At 46.9% G+C, this 25,114-nt stretch carries 23 protein-coding genes; 17 read left to right on the forward strand and 6 right to left on the reverse strand.

Annotation, left to right across the window (positions count from 1 at the left end; all coding sequences use genetic code 11):
• Nucleotides 1–163: 163 nt before the first annotated feature.
• Both HMPREF0581_RS04810 and HMPREF0581_RS04815 read right to left on the reverse strand, forming a co-directional pair.
• Entirely contained in the window at nt 164–1,324 is a 1,161-nt protein-coding gene (locus tag HMPREF0581_RS04810) for an IS256 family transposase (protein WP_456299003.1), read from the reverse strand.
• A gap of 228 nt (nt 1,325–1,552) precedes the next feature.
• Entirely contained in the window at nt 1,553–2,308 is a 756-nt protein-coding gene (locus HMPREF0581_RS04815; protein ID WP_009644780.1) for an N-acetylmuramoyl-L-alanine amidase family protein, read from the reverse strand.
• Between the two features lie 163 nt (nt 2,309–2,471).
• Between HMPREF0581_RS04815 and HMPREF0581_RS04820 the strand changes: the two genes are divergently transcribed.
• The 13 genes from HMPREF0581_RS04820 (at nt 2,472) to HMPREF0581_RS04880 (ending at nt 15,349) form a co-directional block, all read left to right on the forward strand.
• Nucleotides 2,472–3,989: an NAD(P)H-hydrate dehydratase gene (locus tag HMPREF0581_RS04820; protein ID WP_009644745.1), complete on the forward strand. Its 1,518-nt coding sequence runs from the start codon at nt 2,472–2,474 to the stop codon at nt 3,987–3,989.
• Between the two features lie 215 nt (nt 3,990–4,204).
• Nucleotides 4,205–4,384: a 30S ribosomal protein S21 gene (gene rpsU / locus HMPREF0581_RS04825; RefSeq protein ID WP_009644705.1), complete on the forward strand. Its 180-nt coding sequence runs from the start codon at nt 4,205–4,207 to the stop codon at nt 4,382–4,384.
• A gap of 19 nt (nt 4,385–4,403) precedes the next feature.
• Entirely contained in the window at nt 4,404–4,856 is a 453-nt protein-coding gene (locus HMPREF0581_RS04830; RefSeq protein ID WP_009644845.1) for a GatB/YqeY domain-containing protein, read from the forward strand.
• A gap of 146 nt (nt 4,857–5,002) precedes the next feature.
• Nucleotides 5,003–6,001 carry a PhoH family protein gene (locus HMPREF0581_RS04835; protein WP_009644641.1) on the forward strand — a complete coding sequence of 333 codons (999 nt, stop codon included), beginning with the start codon at nt 5,003–5,005 and terminating at the stop codon, nt 5,999–6,001.
• Nucleotides 5,998–6,525 carry an rRNA maturation RNase YbeY gene (ybeY, locus tag HMPREF0581_RS04840; RefSeq protein ID WP_009644701.1) on the forward strand — a complete coding sequence of 176 codons (528 nt, stop codon included), beginning with the start codon at nt 5,998–6,000 and terminating at the stop codon, nt 6,523–6,525. The genes HMPREF0581_RS04835 and ybeY overlap by 4 nt, the downstream gene beginning before the upstream one ends.
• A gap of 15 nt (nt 6,526–6,540) precedes the next feature.
• Nucleotides 6,541–7,440, forward strand: a complete 900-nt coding sequence (gene era, locus HMPREF0581_RS04845) for a GTPase Era (RefSeq protein ID WP_009644773.1) — start codon at nt 6,541–6,543, stop codon at nt 7,438–7,440.
• A 4-nt stretch (nt 7,441–7,444) separates the two neighbouring features.
• Nucleotides 7,445–8,215: a DNA repair protein RecO gene (recO, locus tag HMPREF0581_RS04850; RefSeq protein ID WP_009644751.1), complete on the forward strand. Its 771-nt coding sequence runs from the start codon at nt 7,445–7,447 to the stop codon at nt 8,213–8,215.
• Nucleotides 8,216–8,247: 32 nt separating this feature from the next.
• Nucleotides 8,248–8,991 carry a DUF4342 domain-containing protein gene (locus HMPREF0581_RS08295; protein ID WP_009644815.1) on the forward strand — a complete coding sequence of 248 codons (744 nt, stop codon included), beginning with the start codon at nt 8,248–8,250 and terminating at the stop codon, nt 8,989–8,991.
• A gap of 35 nt (nt 8,992–9,026) precedes the next feature.
• The gene (locus HMPREF0581_RS04860; RefSeq protein WP_009644687.1) at nt 9,027–10,457 is read left to right on the forward strand and encodes a glycine--tRNA ligase; all 1,431 of its coding nucleotides are present in this window, start codon (nt 9,027–9,029) and stop codon (nt 10,455–10,457) included.
• 16 nt (nt 10,458–10,473) lie between these two features.
• Nucleotides 10,474–13,098, forward strand: coding sequence for a pyruvate, phosphate dikinase (gene ppdK, locus HMPREF0581_RS04865; RefSeq protein ID WP_009644764.1), 2,625 nt, complete (start codon nt 10,474–10,476; stop codon nt 13,096–13,098).
• A gap of 27 nt (nt 13,099–13,125) precedes the next feature.
• A complete protein-coding gene (locus HMPREF0581_RS04870; RefSeq protein ID WP_009644678.1) occupies nt 13,126–14,052 on the forward strand; it encodes a YitT family protein in 927 nt (308 codons plus the stop codon).
• Between the two features lie 376 nt (nt 14,053–14,428).
• Entirely contained in the window at nt 14,429–14,764 is a 336-nt protein-coding gene (locus HMPREF0581_RS04875) for a hypothetical protein (protein ID WP_242835196.1), read from the forward strand.
• Nucleotides 14,765–14,770: 6 nt separating this feature from the next.
• On the forward strand, nt 14,771–15,349 hold the full coding sequence (locus HMPREF0581_RS04880) for a hypothetical protein (protein WP_009644738.1): 579 nt from the start codon (nt 14,771–14,773) through the stop codon (nt 15,347–15,349).
• 89 nt (nt 15,350–15,438) lie between these two features.
• Here HMPREF0581_RS04880 and HMPREF0581_RS04885 read toward each other — a convergent pair whose 3' ends face one another.
• Both HMPREF0581_RS04885 and HMPREF0581_RS04890 read right to left on the reverse strand, forming a co-directional pair.
• On the reverse strand, nt 15,439–16,458 hold the full coding sequence (locus HMPREF0581_RS04885) for an LD-carboxypeptidase (RefSeq protein ID WP_036380898.1): 1,020 nt from the start codon (nt 16,456–16,458) through the stop codon (nt 15,439–15,441).
• A 19-nt stretch (nt 16,459–16,477) separates the two neighbouring features.
• Nucleotides 16,478–16,822 carry a DRTGG domain-containing protein gene (locus tag HMPREF0581_RS04890; protein WP_009644633.1) on the reverse strand — a complete coding sequence of 115 codons (345 nt, stop codon included), beginning with the start codon at nt 16,820–16,822 and terminating at the stop codon, nt 16,478–16,480.
• A 251-nt stretch (nt 16,823–17,073) separates the two neighbouring features.
• Here HMPREF0581_RS04890 and HMPREF0581_RS04895 point away from each other — a divergent pair, with 251 nt between their 5' ends.
• From HMPREF0581_RS04895 to HMPREF0581_RS04905, 3 genes are all read left to right on the forward strand, one after another.
• Nucleotides 17,074–17,562, forward strand: coding sequence for an NADH-quinone oxidoreductase subunit NuoE family protein (locus tag HMPREF0581_RS04895; RefSeq protein WP_009644755.1), 489 nt, complete (start codon nt 17,074–17,076; stop codon nt 17,560–17,562).
• A 62-nt stretch (nt 17,563–17,624) separates the two neighbouring features.
• Nucleotides 17,625–19,523, forward strand: coding sequence for an NADH-quinone oxidoreductase subunit NuoF (nuoF, locus tag HMPREF0581_RS04900; protein WP_036380901.1), 1,899 nt, complete (start codon nt 17,625–17,627; stop codon nt 19,521–19,523).
• A gap of 13 nt (nt 19,524–19,536) precedes the next feature.
• On the forward strand, nt 19,537–21,291 hold the full coding sequence (locus HMPREF0581_RS04905; protein WP_009644642.1) for an NADH-dependent [FeFe] hydrogenase, group A6: 1,755 nt from the start codon (nt 19,537–19,539) through the stop codon (nt 21,289–21,291).
• A 217-nt stretch (nt 21,292–21,508) separates the two neighbouring features.
• Here HMPREF0581_RS04905 and HMPREF0581_RS04910 read toward each other — a convergent pair whose 3' ends face one another.
• Nucleotides 21,509–22,888: an aminopeptidase gene (locus tag HMPREF0581_RS04910; protein ID WP_036380904.1), complete on the reverse strand. Its 1,380-nt coding sequence runs from the start codon at nt 22,886–22,888 to the stop codon at nt 21,509–21,511.
• Between the two features lie 278 nt (nt 22,889–23,166).
• Here HMPREF0581_RS04910 and HMPREF0581_RS04915 point away from each other — a divergent pair, with 278 nt between their 5' ends.
• A complete protein-coding gene (locus HMPREF0581_RS04915) occupies nt 23,167–23,613 on the forward strand; it encodes a COG2426 family protein (RefSeq protein WP_009644611.1) in 447 nt (148 codons plus the stop codon).
• Nucleotides 23,614–23,778: 165 nt separating this feature from the next.
• Here HMPREF0581_RS04915 and HMPREF0581_RS04920 read toward each other — a convergent pair whose 3' ends face one another.
• Nucleotides 23,779–25,095: a uracil-xanthine permease family protein gene (locus HMPREF0581_RS04920; protein WP_009644699.1), complete on the reverse strand. Its 1,317-nt coding sequence runs from the start codon at nt 25,093–25,095 to the stop codon at nt 23,779–23,781.
• Nucleotides 25,096–25,114: the final 19 nt, after the last annotated feature.

Consider the following 25,114-nt stretch of genomic DNA (forward strand, 5'->3'; position numbering starts at 1 on the left):
AATAAAGGTCTTTCGTGAGAAATGTGTAACGGGCCGGTCAGTTTCTTCTAGCTGGCTCTTAAATATTGTCTACCAAATTATTTTTGACATGTCAAGACATACTCGGTTGAAACGGGCATGTCTTTTATTTGAAATCCGGCAATTTCTGCTATTCAGGCAGACGCTACGGATACATGATCGACAACTCGCCACGGACTTTTCCCCGGTTGCGTAGTGGCATTGTCCACTTGCGTTGAGAACCGGAGAATACACTTCTCCGGCGGTTTAGCCGCCTCAGTGTCGAATTCAGTGATTCTATGGCATTGGTCGTGTAGAAGGCTGTTCTGACATCCCCGGAAAACTTGAAAATCGGAGATATGGCGTCCCGGTTATTACTTCGGCGTTTCATAGCATAGGGACACTGTGGACTCCACTTATCTGTGACCTGATCAAGCTGCGTCAGTGCTGTCTTTTCGTCGGGAGCTGTATAAATCGTCTTAAGATCCTTAGCGAAGGACATCATGTCTTTGTTCGCCACATACTTCAATGTGTTCCTGACCATATGTACGATACAGCGCCGGTGCTCTGTTTTCGGGAATGCAGCCGAAATGGCATCCTTTATTCCGGTCAATCCATCTGAACAAAGGATCAGTATGTCCTGAACGCCTCTGTTTTTCAACGAATTCAAAACAGACAACCAGTATTTGCTGCTCTCGTTTTCTCCAACATCTATCGTCAGGACATCTTTGCTTCCATCTGCGTCGATCCCAAGAACAACGTATGCTGCACGCTTCTGTACAACTCCGTCTTCTCTGACAGAAAAATGGATGGCGTCTATGAATACGATCGGATAAACTGCTTCCAGCGGGCGGTTCTGCCAGTCTTCGATCTGCGGCAGAATTTTGTCCGTTACGTCCGAAATGAAGCTTTCTGAAGCCTCAAAGCCATATATATCCTCAATCGTTTCAGAGATCTGTTTTGTGGTCATTCCCTTCGCATACATCGATATGATCTTCCGGTCAATGACCGAAATGTCTTTCCGGCGTTTTTTTACGACATTAGGTTCAAAAGAGGAATTGCGGTCCTGTGGAACATCGATGGACATGCTGCCATAGCTGGAATTGACGCGTTTATTCTTGTATCCGTTCCTGTAGTTCCGCTCAAGATCAAACTCATCTGAGCGCTCAGATTTCTCATAACCGATATGTTCATCCATCTCGGCCTCCATCATTTCCCTGATCGTGCCACCGAGAAGATCTTTGAGAGCATCCCGGATATCCTGAGCGCTCTCAATATCGTATTCTTCGAGCAGTCCGCGGATGATCTCACGTTTTCCTTCAGTCATTTCGACATGATGCATCGGTTTCTTTGGTTTTCTGGTCATAATAAAAAGCCCTCCGTGATTTAATGATTACTGTCACGAAAGACCTTGTCAAATGTTTTTACAGAGTTTTTTCTATATGTCCCACCCATAGCTTCGATACAGCCGGCGTGATGGCACTTGAAAAGATTCCCTGGTAACCGGGGAGAGAAGCTGTGAGTCATCATAAATATCCTGCACCGGAGCGAAGGTCTATTTTTCATCTGAATTCTTATCCTTTTCGTAGTAATGAGAATACGTGTTTTCTATGGCTTTTGCCATCGCTTTTGCGTTACCCTTGAGATTGTTGTCGAATAACCGGTTATCGTGCTTGCTGCTGATGAATCCCAGCTCTACTAAGCATGAAGGCATCTTATTCTTCGACAGCTCATCGTATTCGTGCTCCTTACTGACTAATGTGCCGGCGCGAATTCTGCGCTTGGTGAAGCCCTCTTTATGCAGCTGCTTCATTATCTGATTGCCCAGATAGCGGCTTTCCTCATTGTTGTCCATAGGGAGGAATACCTCGACACCTTGAGCCGATTTGTCCTCTGCCTTGTTCCTGTGAATTGAGACCATCAGCTTAGCCTTGCTTTTGTTGGCCATCTTGCCGATTTTAATTCGTTCGGTATAGCGGTCATCCTCGCGAGTCATATACACCTTGAAGTTCTTTTTGTTGAGCTCCTTCTTGACCTGAAGGGCAATTCTGAGGGTGTCGTCCTTCTCGTCTCGGCTCTTCGTCTGAGAACCGGGATCGTGTCCTCCGTGACCGGGATCGATAAATATTACGCCGCGATCTAATTTCGGCGGGGCCAGAACATCTCTGTTGCGGTAAAGCCCTACTATAAAGAACATGACTGCTAAGACTGATACCGCTGCTGTGAATTTACGGCGTCTGCGTTTCTTTAGTTTTTTCCTTCTTTTGTCCGCGATTATGATATCGCGCATCTGTTGTTCGTTGAGTGCCAAATCCTTCTCCTAAAAACTTAACTGATCAGATATATCTCCTCTATGCTACAATATTGCGTAAAATTTGTAAATAATATACAAGTGTACGGACAGAATCGTTGAAGGTTAGAGGCTTCGATGATATAATCTATGCGAACTAATTTCTGATATAAGAGGAGTCTGTATGTATGCATTGACGGCGAAAGCCATGAGCTACATGGATGAATATACGATTGACAAGGGCATTTCCGGTGCCGTCCTGATGGAAAACGCTGCCGGCGGGCTTGTCGATGAGATAATTGCACGTTATCCAGACAAGGACACAGAGATCCTCGTCGTCGTTGGTCATGGTAATAACGGGGCAGATGGTCTCTGTGCGGCCAGATGGCTATTGCATCTCGGATATATCGTCAATGTGTATTTCGTAGGAGATAGAAGCAAGGTTTCGAGAGCCTTTACAGATCAGCTCAGAGTGCTGACTTCGATGAGCAAGTCGTTCAGAATGTACGGACTTGGATCGCGCGATGATATGAAGGTGCTGCAGCAGCGATACGATGTCATTGTCGACGGAATCTTCGGCATAGGACTCAACAGGCGATTTGGAGCAAACTTTGCCAAGTTTATTGAATACCTCAATACCAAGTCGGGATTCAAGATAGCAATAGATATTCCGTCCGGACTCAATGCTACTACCGGCGGCATCATGGATGCCGTATTCAAGGCAGACCTGACAGTTACGTTCGGCAACTACAAGACAGGTATGTTCTTTGGAGCAGGCAGAGCAGTTACAGGCGAGGTCAAGCTAATAGATATAGGAATTATCAAGTCCGGATACGCTTTGATTGAAGATAAGCTGTACATCTGCGACAGGGACTTCCTTGAGGATACGCGGCATTTGGCGCTTATACCCCGAGAGGAGCGCTCGCACAAGGGCACATTCGGCTCGGTCGGGATAGTGGTAGGGCCTAATGCGATGATGGGAGCCAGCATGCTGGCGGCTAAGGCTGCTTACAGGTGCGGTTGCGGTCTGGTCAAGGTGTTCTGCCCTAACAAATACGTTGGTTACTTCAACGTCGCTATCCCGGAGACTGTGGTAGTACCGTACAAGAATGACGATATCTCGGGAGCGATGACGGAGTTTGCGAAGTCGGTTGATGTGGTGCTGGTCGGTCCGGGTCTCAAGGAGGATTCGACGGGTCGAATCCTAGTTAAACAGCTGCTTGCCATGGACATCAAGATGGTTATTGATGCCGGAGCGCTCAATATAATATCCAAGAATCTCAAGCCTTTCCGTAAGAGGAGGGCAGAATGCGTAATTACTCCTCATGTGGGAGAGATGGCAAGGCTGTGCGACGAGGACATCAAGGTTGTAGACAAGAATAAAATTGGCTTTATCAGGAAGTTCTCGGAGCGTTATAGCGTAAGCATGGTGGTTAAGTCGGATGTATCGCTGATATCATTGCTTAGTGGCAGCGACCAGAGGTTGTTCCTCAACATCCTTGGCAATTCCGGTCTTGCAACTGCGGGCTCAGGAGATGTGCTTGCAGGGACAATTGCATCGCTGATCGCTCAAGGCAACAGTCCCAACAACAGCTTGCTGTACGGAGTGATGATCCACGGTAATGCTGCGGACAAGCTCGATACAGGAGAGGATTCTCGACGCAAGATGATGGCCAGTGATATTGTGGACAAGCTCTTTTAAGCGCGTACCATAGCGTATGGCATAAATCGTGCAGAGAGTGAATGCATATAGTTATAACAGGCGATAATAGGCGGATATTGATATTGGTTCAGATAGTAACACATATGTGTCCGCTTTTTTATTTCTTGTGCTCTGCTTATTAAAATGTTATAATTCATGTGTTATGACGATACTTGTCCATAACACTCTGAAATGGCAGGAGGTGAATCAGTAATATGGCACAGGTTACCGTTAGAGAGAACGAGAGCTTGGAAAGTGCGCTTAAGAGATTTAAGAGATCTTGCGCGCGTGACGGCGTGATGTCCGAACTCAGAAAGAGAGAGCATTACGAGAAGCCAAGTGTAAAGCGTAAGAAGAAGTCTGAGGCTGCCAGGAAGAAGGCAAGAAAGTACTAAGTCTTAGGAGGTGAAGAGCGTGGGTCTTAAAGAGCAATTGATGTCTGATTACAAGACAGCTATGAAGGAGCACGACGTCACCACCAAGGAGACCGTCAACCTCGTTAGAGCTGCCATTAAGCAGCACGAAGTAGATCAGAAGGTCGTACTTGAGGATGACGCCGATATCATTCCGATCATCAAGAAGCAGCTCAAGATGCGCAGAGATGCGCTGGCTGATTTTGAGAGGGCCGGAAGAACAGACTTATTAGATGGTTATAACAAGGAAATAGAGGTGCTTGAGAGATATCTCCCTGAGGAGCTGTCCGAGGAAGCCGTTCTTGCAGCGATTGAGAAGATTGCTGATGAAGAGGGCATTGAACGCAACATGAAGAGCATGGGCGTTATGATGAAAACCGTAATGTCTAAGCTTCGCGGGCAGGCTGACGGCTCTCTTATATCCAAGATGGTCAGGGAATACCTCAGCAAATGACTATCGATATTGTAATTGACAGGGCCGCGGCCCTGTTTTTTTCTTTCCGAATTGTTGATAAATGCGCTAAATGGCGGTTATCATTTCGTTGTAAACGGGGCGTAAAACGGCTATAATATTAAGTAATATTTGCAAAGGAAAAGTGCATGGATAAGAGTACAGATATAGTTAGATTCGAAATTCCGGAGGATATAAACAGAGAGCAGCTTTTTGGTACGCTTGATGCCAATATCAAGCAGGTCGAGAAATCTACCGGTACCACGATTGTCATGCGTGATGACGGACTTTTTATCAAGGGCGCCGGTAATATCAGAGCGGCAAATATCATCAGCAGTATGGTTGAAAATCTCCGTGTAGAGCCGGAGCTAGATGCTCGCAGGGTGAATTACCTGATAGATATGGAGAATGCAGGCGAAACCTTTGATGCCAAGTCGCAGGTCAGCGATGTGATATGCTACACTCACAGGGGAAAGCCGCTCAAACCCAAGACTAAGGGGCAGAAGCGATATGTCGACACCATCCGCAACAACGATATGGTATTTGGCATAGGGCCGGCGGGAACGGGCAAGACGTACCTGGCTTGTGCGCTTGCTGCAAATGCCCTCAAAAACAAAGAAGTTGAGCGGATCATACTGGCCAGGCCGGCTGTGGAGGCCGGCGAGAGTCTCGGATTCCTGCCGGGAGACCTGCAGGACAAGGTGGATCCATATTTGAGACCGCTGTACGATGCCATATTTGAGATAATCGGTCAGGAAACTGCAGCCAGACTCAAGGAGAATGGCGTAATCGAAGTTGTTCCTCTCGCATACATGAGAGGCCGAACCTTGGATAATTCGTTTATCATCCTCGACGAGGCTCAAAATACCACGAGGGAACAGATGAAGATGTTTCTTACCCGTATGGGCTTCAATTCCAAGGTGGTAGTCACCGGAGATATCACGCAGATAGATTTGCCTAAGGGAGCAGGCTCAGGTCTGGTAGAGGCTAAACGTGTGTTGGCTGATGTGGATGGGGTTGAGTTCAGCTACCTGAGCGAGGTAGATGTAGTTAGACACGAGCTCGTAAAGCGGATTATCAAGGCGTATAGCGATTATGAGAATTCAAGCAGCAGTGCGAATGCGCGGCGCGGTGGGAGCAGAAGATGATATTAGATATCAACTATAGTGATGCCGCTTACGGAGAGTGCGAAGCTGACGAACGCATAGATGAAGGGCTGATTGAAAGGGCTGCTAAGCATCTGCTCGCAGCAGAGCTCTTGGGCAAGCTTGATGAAGCTACGCTTTCTAAGGCAGGTGAGCTGCCGGTGTATATAAGTGTTTCAATCGTGTCTGAGGGGGAAATCCGAGAGCTTAACGGTGAGTTTCGCGGCATAGACAGTGTGACGGACGTATTATCGTTCCCGCAGTTTGAGAATAGTGACGAGCTGCTGGCGGAGCTGGACGGAGACGAAGCCGGTGTGAATATACCGATGGGCGATGTCGTTATCTGTCTCGATCAAGCCGAGAGGCAATCGCAGGAGTATGAGACATCTATCAAGAGGGAGGTCACATATCTGTTTGTGCACAGCCTTCTGCATCTTCTAGGCTACGACCATATGCAGCCTGAAGAGAAAGCTGAGATGCGCGAACACGAGGAACGGATAATGACTGCACTGGATATTTGCAGGTAACGGATTGGAGAATTGATGAAATCAGGATTTATAGGAATCTTAGGCAGGCCTAATGCCGGCAAATCCACACTTCTCAACAATGTGCTGGGAGAGAAAATTGCAATTACGTCGGACAAGCCTCAGACGACGAGGAACAGGATAACCGGGATTTACACGGATCTCGAGCACGATGGCGGGGACGGAATTCAGATGATTTTCCTCGATACGCCGGGGATTCACAAGCCCAAGGATAAGCTGGGGACAGCGATCAATGAGACCGCCCTTAACACGGCCGGCGGCGTGGATGTCGTCCTGCTGATAGTCGACGGCTCTAAAAAATTCGGCAAGGGTGACCAGTACATACTCGACATGCTGGCAGAGTCGGAGTCCAAAAGGGTGCTCGCGATCAACAAGATGGACCTGGTAAGCCCGGATGCTTATCTGGAGCTTTACAGCAGATATGATGAGAGCGGACTATTTGACGAGATCTTTGGAATATCCGCACTTCAGGGTACCAACATAGAGCATCTGATGAAATGCCTGTCCGGCTATATGTATGACGGGCCTATGTACTACCCTGATGATATGGCAACGGATCACCCTGAGAGGTTTATCGTCAGCGAGATTATACGTGAAAAGCTTCTCCGATATCTCGACCGGGAGGTGCCACACGGTATTTTTGTCGAGATTGAATCGTATGAGGAAAAGCCTGATATAACTGAGATTGGAGCTGTGATATGCTGTGAACGCACATCGCACAAGAGCATTATCATCGGCAAAGGTGGTCGTAAACTCAAGGGCGTGGGCAAGAGCGCTCGCGAGGAGATAGAGCTGCTGCTGGGCACCAAGGTGTTCCTGTCGCTCTGGGTCAAGGTTAAGGAGCATTGGCGCAACTCGGATAGAGTCATCAAAAATCTCGGATATAAGGACGAATAGTCAGATGCTGATTAACACAGAGGGGATAGTCCTGCGGCAAAACAAAATTGCAAATAACAGGCGGCTTATTACACTGTTCACTAGGAGCCACGGCAAGATTGCTGCGGGGACGAGCATCAATGAGCGAGCAAAGGGAAGAGCAGCACTGGCGATTCGGCCCTTTACGTTTGCCGAATATGATATTTACAAGGGGCGCAGCTACTTCAACATTAATAACGCTGATGTCAAGAGGAGCTACTACTCGATTGGCGAGGATATAGACAGGTACGTTGTGGCATCCAAGCTGCTTGAGTACGTCGACAAGACGACTGAAGAGGAGCAGGCGAGGCCGAGGCTGTTCGATATGACGCTGGAATTTATGGAGTCTATCACAAATGCCAAAGGCAACTACATGACTTTGCTGTATGCGTTTATCGTTAAGTCACTGGCGTTTAACGGTGTAATGCCGGAGCTTAAGCAGTGCGTGAGCTGCGGTAAATCGTTGGCGGAGCTTCGAGAAGAGGGTGGAGGAAAGATTCGGTATTTCTCCGTGAGCGGCGGTGGAATCCTATGTGAGGATTGCTACAAAAGGCTTGATATGCGTGATGCTTCGTTGATTTTCAAGCCTGATTTTGATATAGTTGAAGTGTTAGATTACTTCACTAGGACGCCGCTTTCCGGTTTTGAGAAGGTGTCACTCAAGCCGTCGGTTTCAAGCGAGCTACAGCGGATTCTCTCGGAGTATTTAAAGTACTACCTGGATGTTGATATTCTTGGTGACAGAATGAGCATATAGATGAGGTCGTCATATTTAAGAGGAGGAATACTATGGAAATCACACTGGAGAAGATTGAATTAGTAAAGGACAGGACCGGAGTTAGCTATAGAGAGGCTAAGAGCGCTCTTGAGGAAGCTGACGGCAGTGTTGTTGATGCAATTATAATCATCGAAGAGACAATCAAGGCAGATGAACCTGAAGGGGAGAGGCTGTACGGTAACGAACTGTTTGCGCGCCTCAAGAAGACAGCGGAGAAAGGCAACATGTCCCGCATCATCATCAAGAAGGGCGACGAGGTTCTTGTAAATCTCCCGCTCACCGTTGGACTGCTAGGCGTAGTGATTGCTCCTTGGGGTATGATACTCGGTCTAGTGGCTGCGGCCGGATTCAACTGCAATGTTGAGTTTGTCAATGACAAGGGAGAGGTTACAGATGTAAACGGCAAGGTTAAGAAGCACTATAACCGTGCCAAGAACGCAGGGAGCGAGACCGTAGATAAGATCAAGGACAGCGAGCTGTACAACGATATCAGGATGAAGAGCCAGGATACTTTCGAGGATCTCAAGGACAAGAGTCGCGACGCGTTTGATCAGGTTAAGAACAACGTAGACATCAGCGATCTCAAGCGTAAGGGCAGCGAAATTCTCAAGAAACGCAGCAAGAGCGATGATTTTGATTTTACAGAGAGCGACCTGGGGGAAGGTATTGATGATTACTATGATTTAGACATTGAGAATCTCGGACCCGATCAGCCGGGCAACGTATTTGTTGACAAGGCAGAGGAAGATAAATAATTATAGAGTGAACCAGACAGGATAGGTAGAGAAGTATGGCAATTGATAAGAGTGTAGTCCAGCCGGACAGAGCTGTAACGATGGATAAGATTACAGCCTTGGCTAAGAACAGAGGGTATATTTTCCCGGGATCGGAGATCTACGGAGGGCTCGCTAATACTTGGGATTACGGTCCTTTAGGAGTTGCATTCAAGAACAACGTCAAGAAGGCCTGGTGGAGCAAGTTTGTGCAGCAATCCAAGTACAATGTCGGTCTTGATGCCGCAATTCTGATGAATCCGGAGACATGGGTAGCATCGGGGCACGTTGGAGGGTTCTCGGACCCGCTTATCGATTGCAAGAGCTGCAGATCCAGATTTAGAGCAGATAAGATTATCGAAGATTATATCATGGGCAGGGAAGGTCGCCAGATTAGCTGCGATGGTTGGAACGATGAGGAGATGGAGAAATACATCGCCGATAACAAGATTCCGTGTCCGGACTGCGGAAAATCCGATTTTACAGGCATCCGTAAGTTTAATCTGATGTTTAAGACGTTTCAAGGTGTAACTGAGGATTCAAAGTCTGAAATCTTCCTGAGACCTGAGACTGCACAGGGAATCTTCGTTAACTTCAAGAATGTGCAGAGAACCTCGCGCAAGAAGATTCCTTTTGGAATTGCACAGATTGGTAAGTCTTTCCGTAACGAGATTACTCCGGGTAACTTCACCTTTAGAACCAGAGAGTTCGAACAGATGGAGCTGGAATTCTTCTGCAAACCCGGGACCGACCTGGAGTGGTTTGACTACTGGAAGGAATACTCCATCGACTTCCTCAGGAGTCTAGGCATGAACATGAATAATATCCGTGTCAGAGACCATGAAAAGGAGGAGCTGTCACACTACAGCAATGCGACATCTGACCTGGAGTATCTGTTCCCGTTTGGATGGGGAGAACTGTGGGGCATTGCAGACAGAACTGACTTTGACTTAACCAGACATCAGGAGCACTCCGGACAGGACATGAGCTATCTCGATCCTGAGACTAACGAGAGATATGTTCCGTATTGCATCGAACCATCTCTCGGAGCCGATAGAGTAGCATTGGCATTCCTGATAGATGCTTACGATGAGGAGACGGTATTAGACGGCAAGGGCAATGAGGATACGAGAGTTGTTCTCAGGTTGCATCCGGCTTTGGCACCATATACAGTCGCTGTTCTGCCACTATCCAAGAAACTCGAGGATGTAGCTACACCCATTTATGAAGAACTGAGCAGGTACTTCAATGTGGAGTACGATGCTGCGGGTTCTATCGGTAAGAGATATAGGAGAGAAGACGAGATTGGAACCCCTTTCTCAATCTGTGTTGACTTCGACACAGAATCTGATCAATCAGTCACTATACGCGATAGGGATACGATGGAGCAGATCCGTCTACCGCTATCAGACGTTAGGGAATATATAGAAGGCAAATTGCAGTTTTAACTAAGGAGAAAATGCCATGGAGAAATTTGTTTATTCCTTCAACGAAGGCTCAAAGGACATGAGAAGTCTTCTGGGTGGTAAGGGTGCGAATCTCGCAGAAATGACCAAGATCGGTCTGCCTGTACCGTTTGGATTTACTATCTCGACTGACGCTTGCAAGGATTACCTTGATAAGGGCGGAGTTCTAGCTGAAGAAATCGTAAAGGAAGTGTATGAGCACCTAGCTGAGCTCGAGCAGGTTATGGGCAAGCGCTTCGGGGACGTTGAAAACCCTCTGCTGGTATCTGTCAGATCAGGTGCACCGGTATCAATGCCAGGAATGATGGATACTATCTTGAATCTCGGTCTCAATGATGAATCGGTCAAGGGTCTGGCTGCTAAGACCGGCAATGAGAGATTCGCATACGACAGTTACAGAAGATTTATCCAGATGTTCGGAGATGTCGTGCTTGAGATTCCAAAGGCAAAATTTGATATCATCTTCGACGGCAAGAAGGAGGAGGTTGGTGCAGAGTTCGACGTAGATCTCTCCACAGATGATCTCAAGGCAATCATAGAAGGCTATAAGGCTCTAGTCAGAAAAGAGCTGGGAAGAGACTTCCCTCAGGATCCTAGAGACCAGCTGATGGAGGCTATTCTGGCAGTGTTCCGTTCATGGAATAACGACAGAGCTATCCTATACAGACAACTCAACAACATCTCCGCTTCGCTCGGAACAGCTGTTAATGTACAGTCGATGGTATTCGGCAACACCGGCGAGACTTCGGGTACAGGAGTCGCATTTACAAGAAGCCCTGTAAACGGAGAGAACAAGATCTTCGGTGAGTTCCTCGTCAATGCACAGGGCGAGGATGTTGTTGCAGGTATCCGAACACCTCAACCAATTGCTGAGATGGAGCAGGCATTTCCGGAGGTATATGCTAAGTTTGAGTCTGTTGCGGATATCCTCGAGAAGCATTACAGGGATATGCAGGATATGGAGTTCACTGTTGAGGACAACAAGCTCTACATGCTGCAGACCAGAAACGGCAAGAGAACTGCTACAGCTGCAGTTAAAATTGCCGTAGACATGGTCGAGGAAGACCTTATCGACAAGGAGACTGCAATTCTCCGCATCGAGCCTGATCAGATCAACCAGCTGCTGCACCCTACATTCGATGCGGACGAGCTCTCCAAGGCAACAAGTGTTGCAAAGGGGCTTCCTGCGTCGCCGGGAGCTGCTTGCGGCGAGATTGTATTCAGTGCGGATGACGCTGCCGAGGCTGCAGCAGCAGGTAGAAAGGTTATACTCGTTAGAGAAGAGACTTCCCCTGAGGATCTCGCAGGTATGGTTGCTGCAGAGGGAATTCTTACAGCTAGAGGTGGAATGACATCCCATGCTGCTGTGGTTGCACGTGGAATGGGCAAGTGTTGTGTAGCCGGATGCAGTGCAATTGCTGTATATGAGTCTGATAAAAGGATGGTAGTAAACGGCAGGGAATATCGCGAGGGAGATGTAATCTCCATCAACGGTACTGACGGCAGCGTTTATGACGTTGCCATCAAGACGGTCGCTCCTGAGCTGTCCGGTGATTTCGGAACTATCATGAAGTGGGCAGACGAGGTGAGATCTCTCGGAGTAAGAGCTAACGCAGATAATCCAAGGGATGCCATGCAGGCTCTTGAATTTGGGGCAGAAGGAATCGGCCTCTGCAGAACTGAGCATATGTTCTTTGAAGACGAGAGAATTCCTAAGATTAGAAGAATGATTCTCGCTGATTCCGAGGCAGAGAGAAGAGAGGCACTTGCCGGACTCCTTCCTTATCAGAAGAGCGATTTCAAGGGAATTTATGAGGTAATGGGTGAGAGACCGGTTACGATCAGACTTCTCGATCCACCTCTACACGAGTTCCTGCCTAAGACAGAGGCAGATGTTAACCAGCTGTCCGAGCAGTTTGGAATCTCCAAGGAAGCAATCGAGAAGAAGACTGTTGAGCTGCACGAGTTCAATCCGATGCTCGGACACAGAGGTTGCCGTCTGGCTGTTACATATCCTGAGATTGCCGAGATGCAGACAGCTGCTATTATCACTGCTGCTATCGAGGTATCGAAGGAAAAGGGATACAAGATCAAGCCGGAAATCATGGTTCCTTTGGTTGGGAATATCAAGGAGCTTAGATTTGTCAAGAATACTATTGATGAGATGGCTAAGAAGTGCTTTGAAGAGGCAGGTACGGAGCTGGAGTACATGGTAGGAACGATGATTGAGATTCCTAGGGCGGCTCTTACTGCTGACGAAATCGCTGATGATGCTGAATTCTTCTCGTTTGGGACTAACGACTTGACTCAGATGGGCTTTGGTTTCTCACGTGATGATACAGGTAATATCATCAAAGAATACATTAATGATGGCATCATGGAGAGAGATCCGTTCCAGTCACTGGATCAGAAGGGTATCGGAAAACTCGTTAAGATGGCTTGTGAAGGCGGAAAAGAGACTAGACCGAATATTAAGCTAGGTGTTTGCGGAGAGCACGGCGGTGATCCTGCTACTATTGAGTTCATGTACAAGACCGGACTCAACTACGTATCTTGCTCGCCGTTCAGAGTTCCAATCGCAAGACTGGCTGCTGCACAGGCAACTATCAAGAATCGTAAATAATAACTAAAGGTGAAGCATCCCTAAGGGATGCTTCACCATAAATTTTTTGAAATGAACTGGTTTAATAAATTTGAAGACAAATGGAATGGATTATCAAGTGCCATATTGATGATTCTTGGAAACTTAATTTATGCGTTCAGCATAAACCTCCTAATCACTCCGATGCACTTGTATAACGGTGGATTCCTCGGAATATCGCAGATTGTTAGGCATTTAATCGCCGTTAATACTGGATTCACAACTATATACGGACTTGATTTTACGGGTATTATCTACTTCTTAATCAATATACCGCTGTTCTTATATGCTTATTCCTCAGCAGGTTTTAAATTCGCGACTAAGACTCTGATTTCGATAGGTATATCATCGATATGTCTCACACTTGCACCAGTGCCAAAGATTCCTTATATCGATGATTACCTAACTGCGTGCGTAGTAGCTGGTGTCATCGGAGGAATAGGAACTGGAATGATTTTGAGAGGTGGAAGTTCCACTGGTGGACCTGATATCATTGCTGTGTGTATGGCAAAGAAGAATCCTAACGTTAGCGTAGGGATGCTTAACAATATTGTGAATTTTGTTGTATATGGTTGTTGTTTGCTTCTATTTAATGTCAAAATAGCAGTTTACTCTTTCATTTACTCATCTATAAAGGCGATGTTTATCGATAGAATGCATACTCAGAACATAAAGACGGAGGTTCTGATTATTACAAAGAAAGACGGCATAGAAAAATTTCTCACTGAAGAATTAAACAGAGGAGTTACAAGTTGGAAAGGAAGAGGAGCGTATACAGGAGATGAGGTGAATATAGTTCTCACGCTTGTATCGAAATATGAAATTGAACACCTAAAAGGAATAGTTCACGATGTTGACTCTAATGCATTTCTTATGATGTCAGATGGTGAAAGCATAGTGGGTAATTTTAAGAGACACATAGGGATCGGCGAATAGCAAAAGTCTGCAAGCATTGGCAAAGAATTTCACTCGCTTGACGAATTATACGAATGCTGCTTAACTTGATGTGATAAAACAATGCTCACATTCGTAACTTCGCAAGTCTTTGAACTTATCAAAACTTCGTAGCCTTCTGTATTCGCCTCCAGCACTTAGCTGTGATGACTGCCCGCTAGGTAGCCTGAGAGCAATAATCAAAGTCACAGTCTTGACAATATTAGAGAGATTTTGCAACAATAAGGAAAGTGAGAACTAATTTATGAGTTTGTTAATCGAAAGACCTTGGATAGTACCTGTGGGAATGTCTATATTATTCTTTATAAGTTTGGGATTCTTGTATTACAAGCAGACTAAACGCAAGAAGGCATTTAATATGATTAAGACCATGAAGCACGACAAAGAGCTATCAAAAGTATACCTAAGAATAGATAACGGATATGGTGATTTCTATAATATGTCATTTTCTGTTGATGGGGAGAATTGGTCATCAGGAGTTTTATTTTCAGACGAGTTTTTAACACCGTCTATTTTGATGCCTCCTGGAGAGTATGAGATAAAGTTCTCAATAAAATCTCGCTCCGGGGCAACGGCATATTACAAGAAAAAAGGACCTTTTTACACGGAGATCGTAGTAAAACCGTTTATTGACACGATGATCGTGTTTGATAATGATACATTAGCTAGTTGGCAAGAAGAGTTAAAGGAGTAAAGTTACATGAGTGATCTAAGAATCAATTTTATCGACAACTGGGAGAAGAAGGATGTTAACCTAGAAGAGCTAAGACGTGCTCTTGAGGACGGAAACTCATCTGTTTACAACGACGCAAGCCTCAAGAAGGTTTCTGCTAAGTGGAAGAAGTTCAAGGAGAGAGGTGTCTCGAATCTATACCTTCTCAAGGAACTAGATGATGATGGTGTTGCGTGTGCAATGTATGCATATTCGATTACTGATGGTGTAATCGACGATGAGACTCTAGAAAAACTCAGAGAAGTATGTGCTCAGAATCTATCTTCTGGCGAGATGAGAGCTGATGGTTCATTCTCAAAGCCAAACGAGTGGTGGGATACAAATCCTGGTCGTTCAATCAAGGCTGTTGAGTCAGGTTCTGCAGATAGCCTACATCAGTATCTAGGCGCTGAACTATATCCAAAGGGAATCGTGCTAAGCTCGAGAAGCATTAAGTCAAAGCATGCAGGTGAGCTAGCTTGTTCAGCTATTGCATGGGGTGTAAGCACATCAATATTTAAGAAGGGTGCTTACATGAGCGTTCTTATTCATAACGACGCACTATAACCATTGATTTTAGCGTCAAGAGGTAGATGCAATTATGCATCTACCTCTTACGTTTATTTAGGCATTATAAAAATTTTATCCTTATCTATCTACACTAAAGCCTGCTCCAGCGCACCTTTTCCCTGTGCACATGTAACTATACCGTAAGCACCGTTAATCACTGTAAAGCAAGGTTCAACATGACCTATGTCAGCATTCCAGATGAATGGTATATCCGGAATCGCCTGACGTAGCTGAGCGATATATTCTTCGTCTGACTTATCTGGGAACATGGTGCGTCCGAACACTATTGCTGTAGTTCCCTCAAAGTAGCCGCAGTATTTCATCTGCATCATGGTTAGGTACAGATCAAATGCACTCATCGCAAAATTATCCATAAACCAGATCTTGCGGGGATATTTCTTGACGAATTCTCCGGTTCCGTCGTAAGGGGTACCAATCAATTTAGCTATGCAGTCGATACATCCCCCAATTAGACGACCCTCTACGATCAATTTCGGTGAATCAGGGGATGACGATTTGTCGAATATTTCCTCAATCCCGGGCATCGACAATATCCAATTTACCTCGCCATCAAGTGTATTACCGGATACAGAAAAGTCGGTATTCGAATCATAGTACTCGAAGGAGTGCTGCTTTGTTATATCTCCCCGCAAAAACTTTAGTGAGTTGTGCTGAAATTCATGCAGCTCATTCCAGTCGAAGCTGCCCGCGTTGAACCCATACATGGTAGCTATGTCGAGCTTAGTCGTGACGTAGTAAGTGATATTGGTAGGGTCGCTAGTACCGGTTATCCATTTTGGATAGTTGGATAACAACTCCGCGTCTATATAGGGGAGCATCTCAATATTGTAATCTCCGCCCGAAGCTGCGAGTATCATCTCGGCATCAGGATTCTCGAGCAGTGAGTTGAACTCTTCGCCGCGGGTTTTGCCGTCGGCAGACCTCACGTTATCAGTTCTGACGTTGGCAGTTTCAATTATGTCGTAGCCTGCATCGCGCAATACCGCTAGAGATTTGTCAAACGATTCAAGCTTGCGACCAACCCCGGCGCTCGGAGCGCAAATCCCGATGGATGAGCCCTTGTCTAAAAATTTTGGATATATCAACAGTTCCTCCTTTAATTACTTAGAACGTTCCTTGCAAACCGCAGCTGTACAGCTTGCCGCACGTAACATACATCGAATATGTCGAGCGCAGAAGTGTGATGCCAAGGGAATTTGCAAGTGAGATCAGAGAAGGCTCCGGCTCGTATATCCCGATGAGAATTACACACTGTACGCCCTTCATTTCAGCGGTTTTGAGTATCTGTGGATTGTACACGGCTGTGATGAGTATGGACTTGTCGCTTACGTATGTCACGATGTGGCTGATCACATCGGAGGAAAATGCGTTCACTAGCTCCATGTCCATGTCGGGGTCCTTTGTAAGAATTTCTCCATCTATTATGGCGTTAATCTCTTGTAAAGTCATTTTGTGCCTCCGCAACTTCCCGGTATCCCGGATATTTTATAACACTATCATTATACGTTACTAATTTATCAATTGCGAGTATTTAGATGCAAAATTTAGAATTAAAAAAAGCGAATAAATATGTGGAAGCATTCATGGTCAAAAGTATAACTATCGTTGCAATCACTGCGTTCCAGATATATAATATTTTCAATGTATAGTTTAATTTTGTTAAACATGACTAATTGGTTAGTCCAAGGAGGTTCTAAGATATGAAGGTTTCAAACGTCCCTTTTAAGGGAACACCTGAACAGGAACTACAACTACGCGGGGTTATTGACGGCCTTAAGGGTGAAAATGGCTGTCTGATGCCGATTATGCAGAAGGCTCAGGAGATATATGGCTATCTCCCGTACCAGGTCCAGAAGATTATTTCCGATGGAACCGGTATTCCTATGGAGAAGGTGTATGGCGTTGCAACGTTTTATGCACAGTTTTCCATGTCACCTAAGGGGGAACACGAGGTTTCAGTCTGTCTCGGCACTGCATGCTATGTAAAGGGTGCAGGCGATATCTTTGACAAGGTATCGGAAGAACTGCAGATCGGTGATGGAGAATGCACTCCGGACGGCAAATTCTCTTTAGATTCCTGCCGCTGTGTAGGAGCCTGCGGCTTGGCTCCGGTAGTGATTGTTGGAGGAGATGTGTACGGCAAGATGACTCCGGACAAGATTCCGGAGGTGCTCGCAAAATACATCTAGTTTCCGGTTATGAAATGATACGCTAAATTATACAGCGTGAGGTTTACTTATGGAGGGTTATTATGAAATCGCTTAATGAGCTTAGGTCCATCAAGAACAAGATGATGTGCCAAGTCGGCCTGAGATTAGATGGTGCAGCTGCTGTCACTGAAGTTGATGGTGTACAGGTTCATAAATATTATGTATTAGTATGTGGCGGTACCGGATGTACATCCAACCATAGCGGAGAGGTCGTAGAGGCCTTGAAAGAGCAGCTCGGAAAGCACGGCCTGGAGGATGATGTCAAAATTATTCAGACCGGATGTCAGGGTCTGTGTGCTAAGGGTCCGGTTGTTGTTGTGCATCCGGGGGCCGTTTATTATGAAGAGGTAAATCCTAAAAAGGTTGAGGCTATTGTAGATGAACACATCATCGGAGGCGTTCCCGCTGATGATTACCTGCTCAAGGAAGAGACCACAGACGGCAGTCCGGCCAAGACGATGACAGAGTCCGACTTCTACACTAAGCAGGAGAGGATTGCTCTTAGAAATTGCGGTGTTATCGATCCGGAGAACATCGATGAATACATTGCCACCGGCGGGTATGAGGCTCTTGGCAGGTGCCTGACAGAGATGACACCGGATGAAGTAATTCAGGTTGTAATGGACAGCGGTATCAGAGGCCGCGGTGGTGCCGGGTTCCCGACAGGTAAAAAATGGAAATTTGCATCAGGCGATAGGGGAAACGTACAGAAATATGTATGTTGTAACGCCGATGAAGGTGATCCCGGTGCATTTATGGATCGTTCAATCCTAGAGGGCGACCCGCATTCGGTATTTGAAGCTATGGCGATTGCCGGCTATGCAATCGGTGCTGATCAGGGTTACATTTATGTTCGTGCCGAGTACCCGATTGCCGTTAACAGACTTGAAATTGCGCTCAAGCAGGCGAGGGAGTATGGACTGATAGGAAAGGATATATTCGGTACAGGCTTCAATTTTGATATAGATCTCAGACTTGGTGCCGGAGCCTTTGTATGTGGTGAGGAGACAGCACTCATGACGTCTATCGAGGGAAATAGAGGAGAACCGCACCCACGACCACCTTTCCCGGCAGTTAAGGGTCTGTTCGGGTGTCCTACGATTCTCAACAATGTTGAGACTTATGCAAATATCCCGATGATATTCAACAAGGGTACAGAGTGGTTCAGCTCGCTGGGAACCGAGCAGTCGCCCGGTACTAAGGTGTTTGCTCTCGGCGGCAAAATCAACAACACGGGACTTGTCGAGGTGTCAATGGGAACGACTCTGCGCAATGTCGTAGAGAACATCGGAGGCGGCGTTCCCGGAGGCAAGAAATTCAAGGCAGCTCAGACCGGTGGCCCTTCAGGTGGATGTATTCCGAACACTTACTACGATATTCCAATAGACTTCGAGAACCTCAAGAATATCGGGTGTATGATGGGCTCCGGCGGACTGATTGTAATGGACGAGGACAGCTGTATGGTCGATATCGCCAAGTTCTTCCTCGAATTCACCGTAAGCGAATCCTGCGGTAAATGCACTCCTTGCAGAGTCGGAACTAAGAGAATGCTCGAGATTCTGACCAGAATCACAGAGGGCAACGGCGAAATGGATGACATCGACAAGTTGGAAGAGTTAGCCAAGTTTGTCCAGGGAAACTCCTTGTGCGGGCTGGGACAGACTGCACCTAACCCGGTACTGTCAACGTTGAGATTCTTTAGAGATGAGTACGTTGCACATATCAAGGACAAAACATGTCCTGCCGGCGTATGTAAGAAGCTGCTCAAATACACCATCATTGCAGAAAAGTGCAAAGGCTGTACTCTCTGTGCCAGAAACTGCCCGGTAGATGCTATTTCCGGTACAGTTAAGACACCACACGTGATTGACAGCGCTAAGTGTATCAAATGCGGCGCTTGTATGGATAATTGCAGATTTGGTGCGATTGTAAGAAAGTAGTGGAGGAAGCGATATGTCAGATGTTAAGGTAACAATTGATAATATAGAGGTTAATGTTCCTGAAGGTTCTACGCTACTGGAGGCAGCGCACATCGCAGGAGTGGATATTCCTACTCTATGTTATCTCAAGGATGTAAATGAAATCGGTGCATGTAGAATGTGTCTGTGTGAAGTAGAGGGTGCGAGGGCGCTTGTGGCGGCTTGCGTATTCCCTGTATTTGACGGGATGGTAGCACATACAAATACCCCTAAGCTGATTGATTCGAGAAGAAAGAATTTGCAGCTTCTGTTGTCGGATCACAACATGGATTGTCTCGGCTGCTATAGAAGCGGGAACTGTGAGTTGCTCAAGCTCTGCAGGAGATACGGAGTGGATGATACGGAGTACTATAAGGGTGTTAAGAATCATTCTGTGATTGAGGACAGCTCTAAGTCTATCGTGCGTGACAACAGTAAATGTATCCTATGCCGCCGTTGCATCGGTGCATGTAACAATCTCCAGAGCATAGGTGTAATCGGGACCAACAGGAGAGGTTTTGATACATATGTCGGAACTGCATTTGACCTGCCACTCGCGGAGACGAGCTGTGTTAACTGCGGACAGTGTATAGTTTCATGTCCGGTTGGAGCGCTGTACGAGAAGGATTCTGTAACTCAGGTTATGGAAGCAATTGAAGATCCGGATAAGTATGTAATAGTTCAGGCGGCACCTTCAACACGTGTTGCTATCGCTGAATGTTTCGATCAGCCGATCGGCACAGAAGCAGAGGGCAAGCTATCTGCAGCACTTCACAGACTTGGATTTGACAGGGTGTTCGACACCAACTTCTCAGCCGATCTTACTATCGTCGAGGAGGCGAACGAGCTGATTGAGAGAGTCCGGGGTGGCGGTGTGCTGCCTATGATTACTTCATGTTCACCGGGGTGGGTTAAATTCTGTGAGCACTACTACCCGGACCTGATTCCTAACCTGTCGACATGTAAGTCGCCGCAGCAGATGTTCGGTGCTGTAACCAAGTCGTACTATGCGGAAGTGATGGGGATACCGGCGGACAGGATTGTGTCCGTCAGCGTGATGCCTTGTACAGCCAAGAAGCATGAGCTGGGTCGAAATGATCAGGGACAGGACGGATATCAGGACGTCGATTTCTCGATCACGACTAGGGAGTTGGCTAAAATGATCAGGCTGGCCGGTATCGAGTTCATGAAGCTTGAGGACGAACCGTACGACAACCCGCTTGGTGAATACACCGGTGCCGGAGTAATATTTGGTGCTACAGGCGGTGTAATGGAGGCTGCTCTCAGAACTGCTGTAGAGAAGCTGACAGGTGATGAGCTAATCAATCTGGACTTCGTGGACGTACGCGGAGTTAAGGGCGTCAAAGAGGCTGAATATGATCTGCAGGGACAGAAGGTCAAGGTTGCTGTTGCCAGCGGACTTGCAAATGCCAGGGTGATTTTAGATAAGGTTAAGGCTGGAGAAGCTGATTACACCTTCATAGAGATTATGGGATGCCCGGGCGGATGTGTAAACGGCGGTGGACAGCCTCACGTTGATTCGCAGATCAGGAATTTCATGGATGTCAGAGCTGAACGTGCAAAGGGCTTGTATACTCTGGACAAGAATGCGCCGATCCGCAAGTCTCACGAGAACCCGGTCATCGTCAAAATGTACGAAGATTACTTCGGAGTGCCGGGAGGAGAGAGGGCTCACCATCTGCTGCATACAACATACGTAGATAGAGTAGTTAATGTTCAGGTCGATTAGTTGACCATACAGCTTGGGAACTTTTGTTGCCCGGATTCTGCTAGGCAAGTGAAACATGCTGATCACAATAAATACAAAAAATATAAGCAAATAGATGATGAAGTGCAAAATCCCGTCTCGGTAGAGACGGGATTTTGTGCATATCTGATATTTGTAAATCTTTCGGCGTATAGACGACGATTAATCGCGGACATACATCGCGGGAAATATAAAGGCTCTATGCTTCAAGGATAAACGCCTTGTAACCCTTATAAGCCTCATATACATCGGACTTGCTGACAGCTTCATAGGGAGCATGCATGTTGAGAACGGCAATGCCGCTGTCCACGACTTCCATGCCATACAGGGCGAGGATATAAGCTATAGTGCCGCCGCCGCCGACATCTACCTTGCCGAGTTCGGCAGACTGGAATTTGACGTCGTGCTTGTGCATTATGGCGCGTAGATGTCCCAGATATTCAGCATTGGCATCGTTAGAACCCCCTTTGCCTCTGCTGCCGGTATACTTGTTGAATACTATTCCGCGTCCGAACAGAGCAGCGTTTCTCTTGCTGAACTTGTCAGCATACATAGGGTCGTAGGTTGCACTGACGTCGGATGAGAGCATGCGCGAATTTCGGAGAACGCGTGCGGCATTCAGTTCTGTGTAGATTCCCATTCTATCCAACAGCTCTCTCACTATATCCTCGAAGAAGTGTGATTGCATACCTGTTGCGCCGTAGCTTCCAATCTCTTCCTTGTCGACGAACAGTCCGCAGGTCGTGGTCTTGGGATTATCAACTTCAAACAGGGCAACGGCGGACGTGTAGGCGCACGATCTGTCGTCATGTCCGTAACCCAGAATCAGACTTCTATCGAGGCCGGCTTCTCTAGCTCTGCCGGATGGAACTGCTTCAATCTCAGCCGACCAGAAATCGTCCTCTTCAATATCATATTTATCCTTGAGCAGCTTGAGTACGTTGGCCTTGACAGCGTTTTCAGTGTCTTCATCGAGAGGCTGCGTGCCAAATACGATATCCATATTCTCGCCGTCAATCAGCTTGGTGCCTGTGAGCTGCATCTGGTCTTGTGCGAGATGAATGAGCAGGTCGCTGATGAAGAAGACCGGATCCGTAGGGGCCTCGCCGATATTGACATTGACAACTGTTCCGTCCTTCTTAGCGACTACACCGTGAAGTGCGAGCGGCATTGTAACCCACTGGTACTTCTTGATGCCACCGTAATATTGTGTGTCCAGATAAGCGAACTCGTCTGTCTCGTACAGTGGGTTCTGTTTGAGATCGATTCGCGGTGAATCGATGTGCGCACCGAGGATGTTCATGCCGCGGTTAACGATATCTTCGCCGATGTTAAATGTAACCAGACTCTTATGCATATTTACCGCGTAGACCTTACTGCCTACATCCAAAGTCTCGTTATTCCTGATTACCTCGTTTAAGTCGCGGTATCCGTGCTCTTCAGCCATCTTGACCAGTAAATCAGTGCACTCGCGCTCTGTCTTGCCCTCAGAAATAAAGTCTATGTATCCTTTGCTGAGCTTATCGAGCGCTTCAAGCTCAGCGGGAGAGTAGCTATTCCATGCGTTTTTATCTTTCATAAATACCTCCTGTAATGCATATGATGGTATCATAAATGGGAGTTGGGCACAATCACGTTCATGTGATGGTGTTATGAATTGATGGGCTTTGCGCCGTGTGATACAATTGACTGGTCCACTGCAGGATAAAGCAGATGGCCGATTATGAAAAAGGTTATATTTTTATTTGAGTATACATGACTAACTCCGTTAGTTCGTAAAGTCCAATTCCTTGTTCTGGGGAATGGGCACATATACAATACATGATTAACTCCAGTAGTTCGTAAAGAGGAGGACGGATGATTACAACACTGCTGATGGCTATGGTGCCGGTCATAGAGCTGCGCGGTGCGATTCCATACGGAGTTGCTGTAGCCGGTCTTGAGATATGGCAGGCGGCACTGATAGCGGTAATTGGAAATCTGCTGCCAATTCCTTTTCTGGTAGTTTTTACCAGAGATGTATTCGCTTGGATGCGCAAAAAATCCGAACGACTCGATAGAATCGTCGTTAGAATGGAAAAGAAAGCGGACAAGAACAAGGACGTGGTACTCAGATACCAGTTCTGGGGGTTAATGATTCTGGTAGCCATTCCGCTTCCCGGTACAGGCGCCTGGACAGGCGCGCTGGTTGCAGCACTGATGGATCTGCAGCTCAAGAGGGCTATGCCTGCTATTGCGCTGGGTGTAGTCATAGCGGCAATAATAGTAACATGGATAACGTATGGAGCATCCGTGTTTTTGTAGGATCTGCATATGACAAAGCTGTCTAATGCTTTACGCCTGCATAATCCGGATAATCAAGTTCATAGCGGTTAAATTCCGACTGAATATCCTCAGTGAGGCTTTCGCCTATCGTATGAGATCTCTTCCATCGCTTTGTCAATCGCAGATACGTATTTCCCTATAATTTTAAATCTTGAATGTCTGGAACTTCTCGTCCTCGCCTTCCTCACTGAACAGATAGTCCTTGCCGGGTAGCAGGCTGTTAGCTGCAATTCCGACAATGGCTGCGATAGCCAGTCCGGAAAGCGTGATGTTTACACCGGCAACCTTGAATGAGAGTCCGCCAATCTGGTTGAAGCCTAGCGAGCATACCAGAATTAAGGCTGTGATGATGGTGTTTCTGGTGTTCTTGAAGTTAACCTGGTTTTCAACCAAGTTTCTGATTCCGACTGCGGAAATCATACCGTAGAGTATCAGGGATACGCCACCGATAATGGCTGCCGGAATAGTCTCGATTATGAATGCAAATTTTGGAATGAACGACAGCACAATCGCAAAGCATGCTGCAATTCTGATTACCAGCGGATCGTACACCTTGGTGAGTGCGAGTACTCCCGTGTTCTCGCCGTAGGTTGTATTTGCAGGGCCGCCAAATAAAGAAGCCATCATCGTGGCTAACCCGTCTCCCAGCAGAGTGCGGTGCAGTCCGGGATCCTTGATATAGTTATTGCCTGTTGTAGCACCGATGGCGGAGATGTCTCCGATGTGTTCCATCATGGTAGCCAACGCGATAGGGGTGATCGTGATGATGGCGCTGAGATCGAACTTTGCCATCATGATTGGTGGAAGTGCAACCAATGACTGTCTGCTCATACCGGTGAAGTCTATCCTGCCCATCAGCAGCGCAACTGCGTAAGCGATAACTACGCCCAAAATAATAGGGACAATCTTGGCCATGCCGCGTCCCCACATGTTGAAGAATATAATAGACGCGAGGGCTATAATCGCCAGAAGCCAGTCTGTCTGAGCGTTCTTGATAGCAGAAGGAGCAAGTATCAATCCGATGGAGATTATTATTGGTCCGGTAACTACAGGAGGAAAGACTCTCATGACCTTTTCTATCGTAAAGAATTTGATGAGTGTTGCGAGAACTACGTATACGAAGCCTGCAACCAGGACACCGCCACATGCGTATGGAAGCATCTCGGTATTGGGATGTCCGTTCTGCAGCGGAGCAACTGCTGCGTATCCGCCGAGAAAAGCAAACGACGAACCGAGGAATGCAGGAACCTTCCCCTTCGTGATAATGTGGAATAGCAGCGTGCCCAGACCTGCCATCAAAAGTGTTGTCGAAATGTTTAAGCCTGTCAGCAGCGGGACCAACACGGTAGCGCCAAACATGGCGAAGGTGTGCTGCAGTCCGAGCAGAATGGTCTTGGGCCAACCCAGCGTTCTCGCGTCGGTTATGCCGTTAGAGTACTGATGTTCGTTACTCTGTGTCATTGTATCCTCCTTGGGGAAA

The sequence above is a fragment of the Mogibacterium timidum ATCC 33093 genome, from assembly GCF_000525775.1.
Lineage (GTDB): Bacteria > Bacillota > Clostridia > Peptostreptococcales > Anaerovoracaceae > Mogibacterium > Mogibacterium timidum.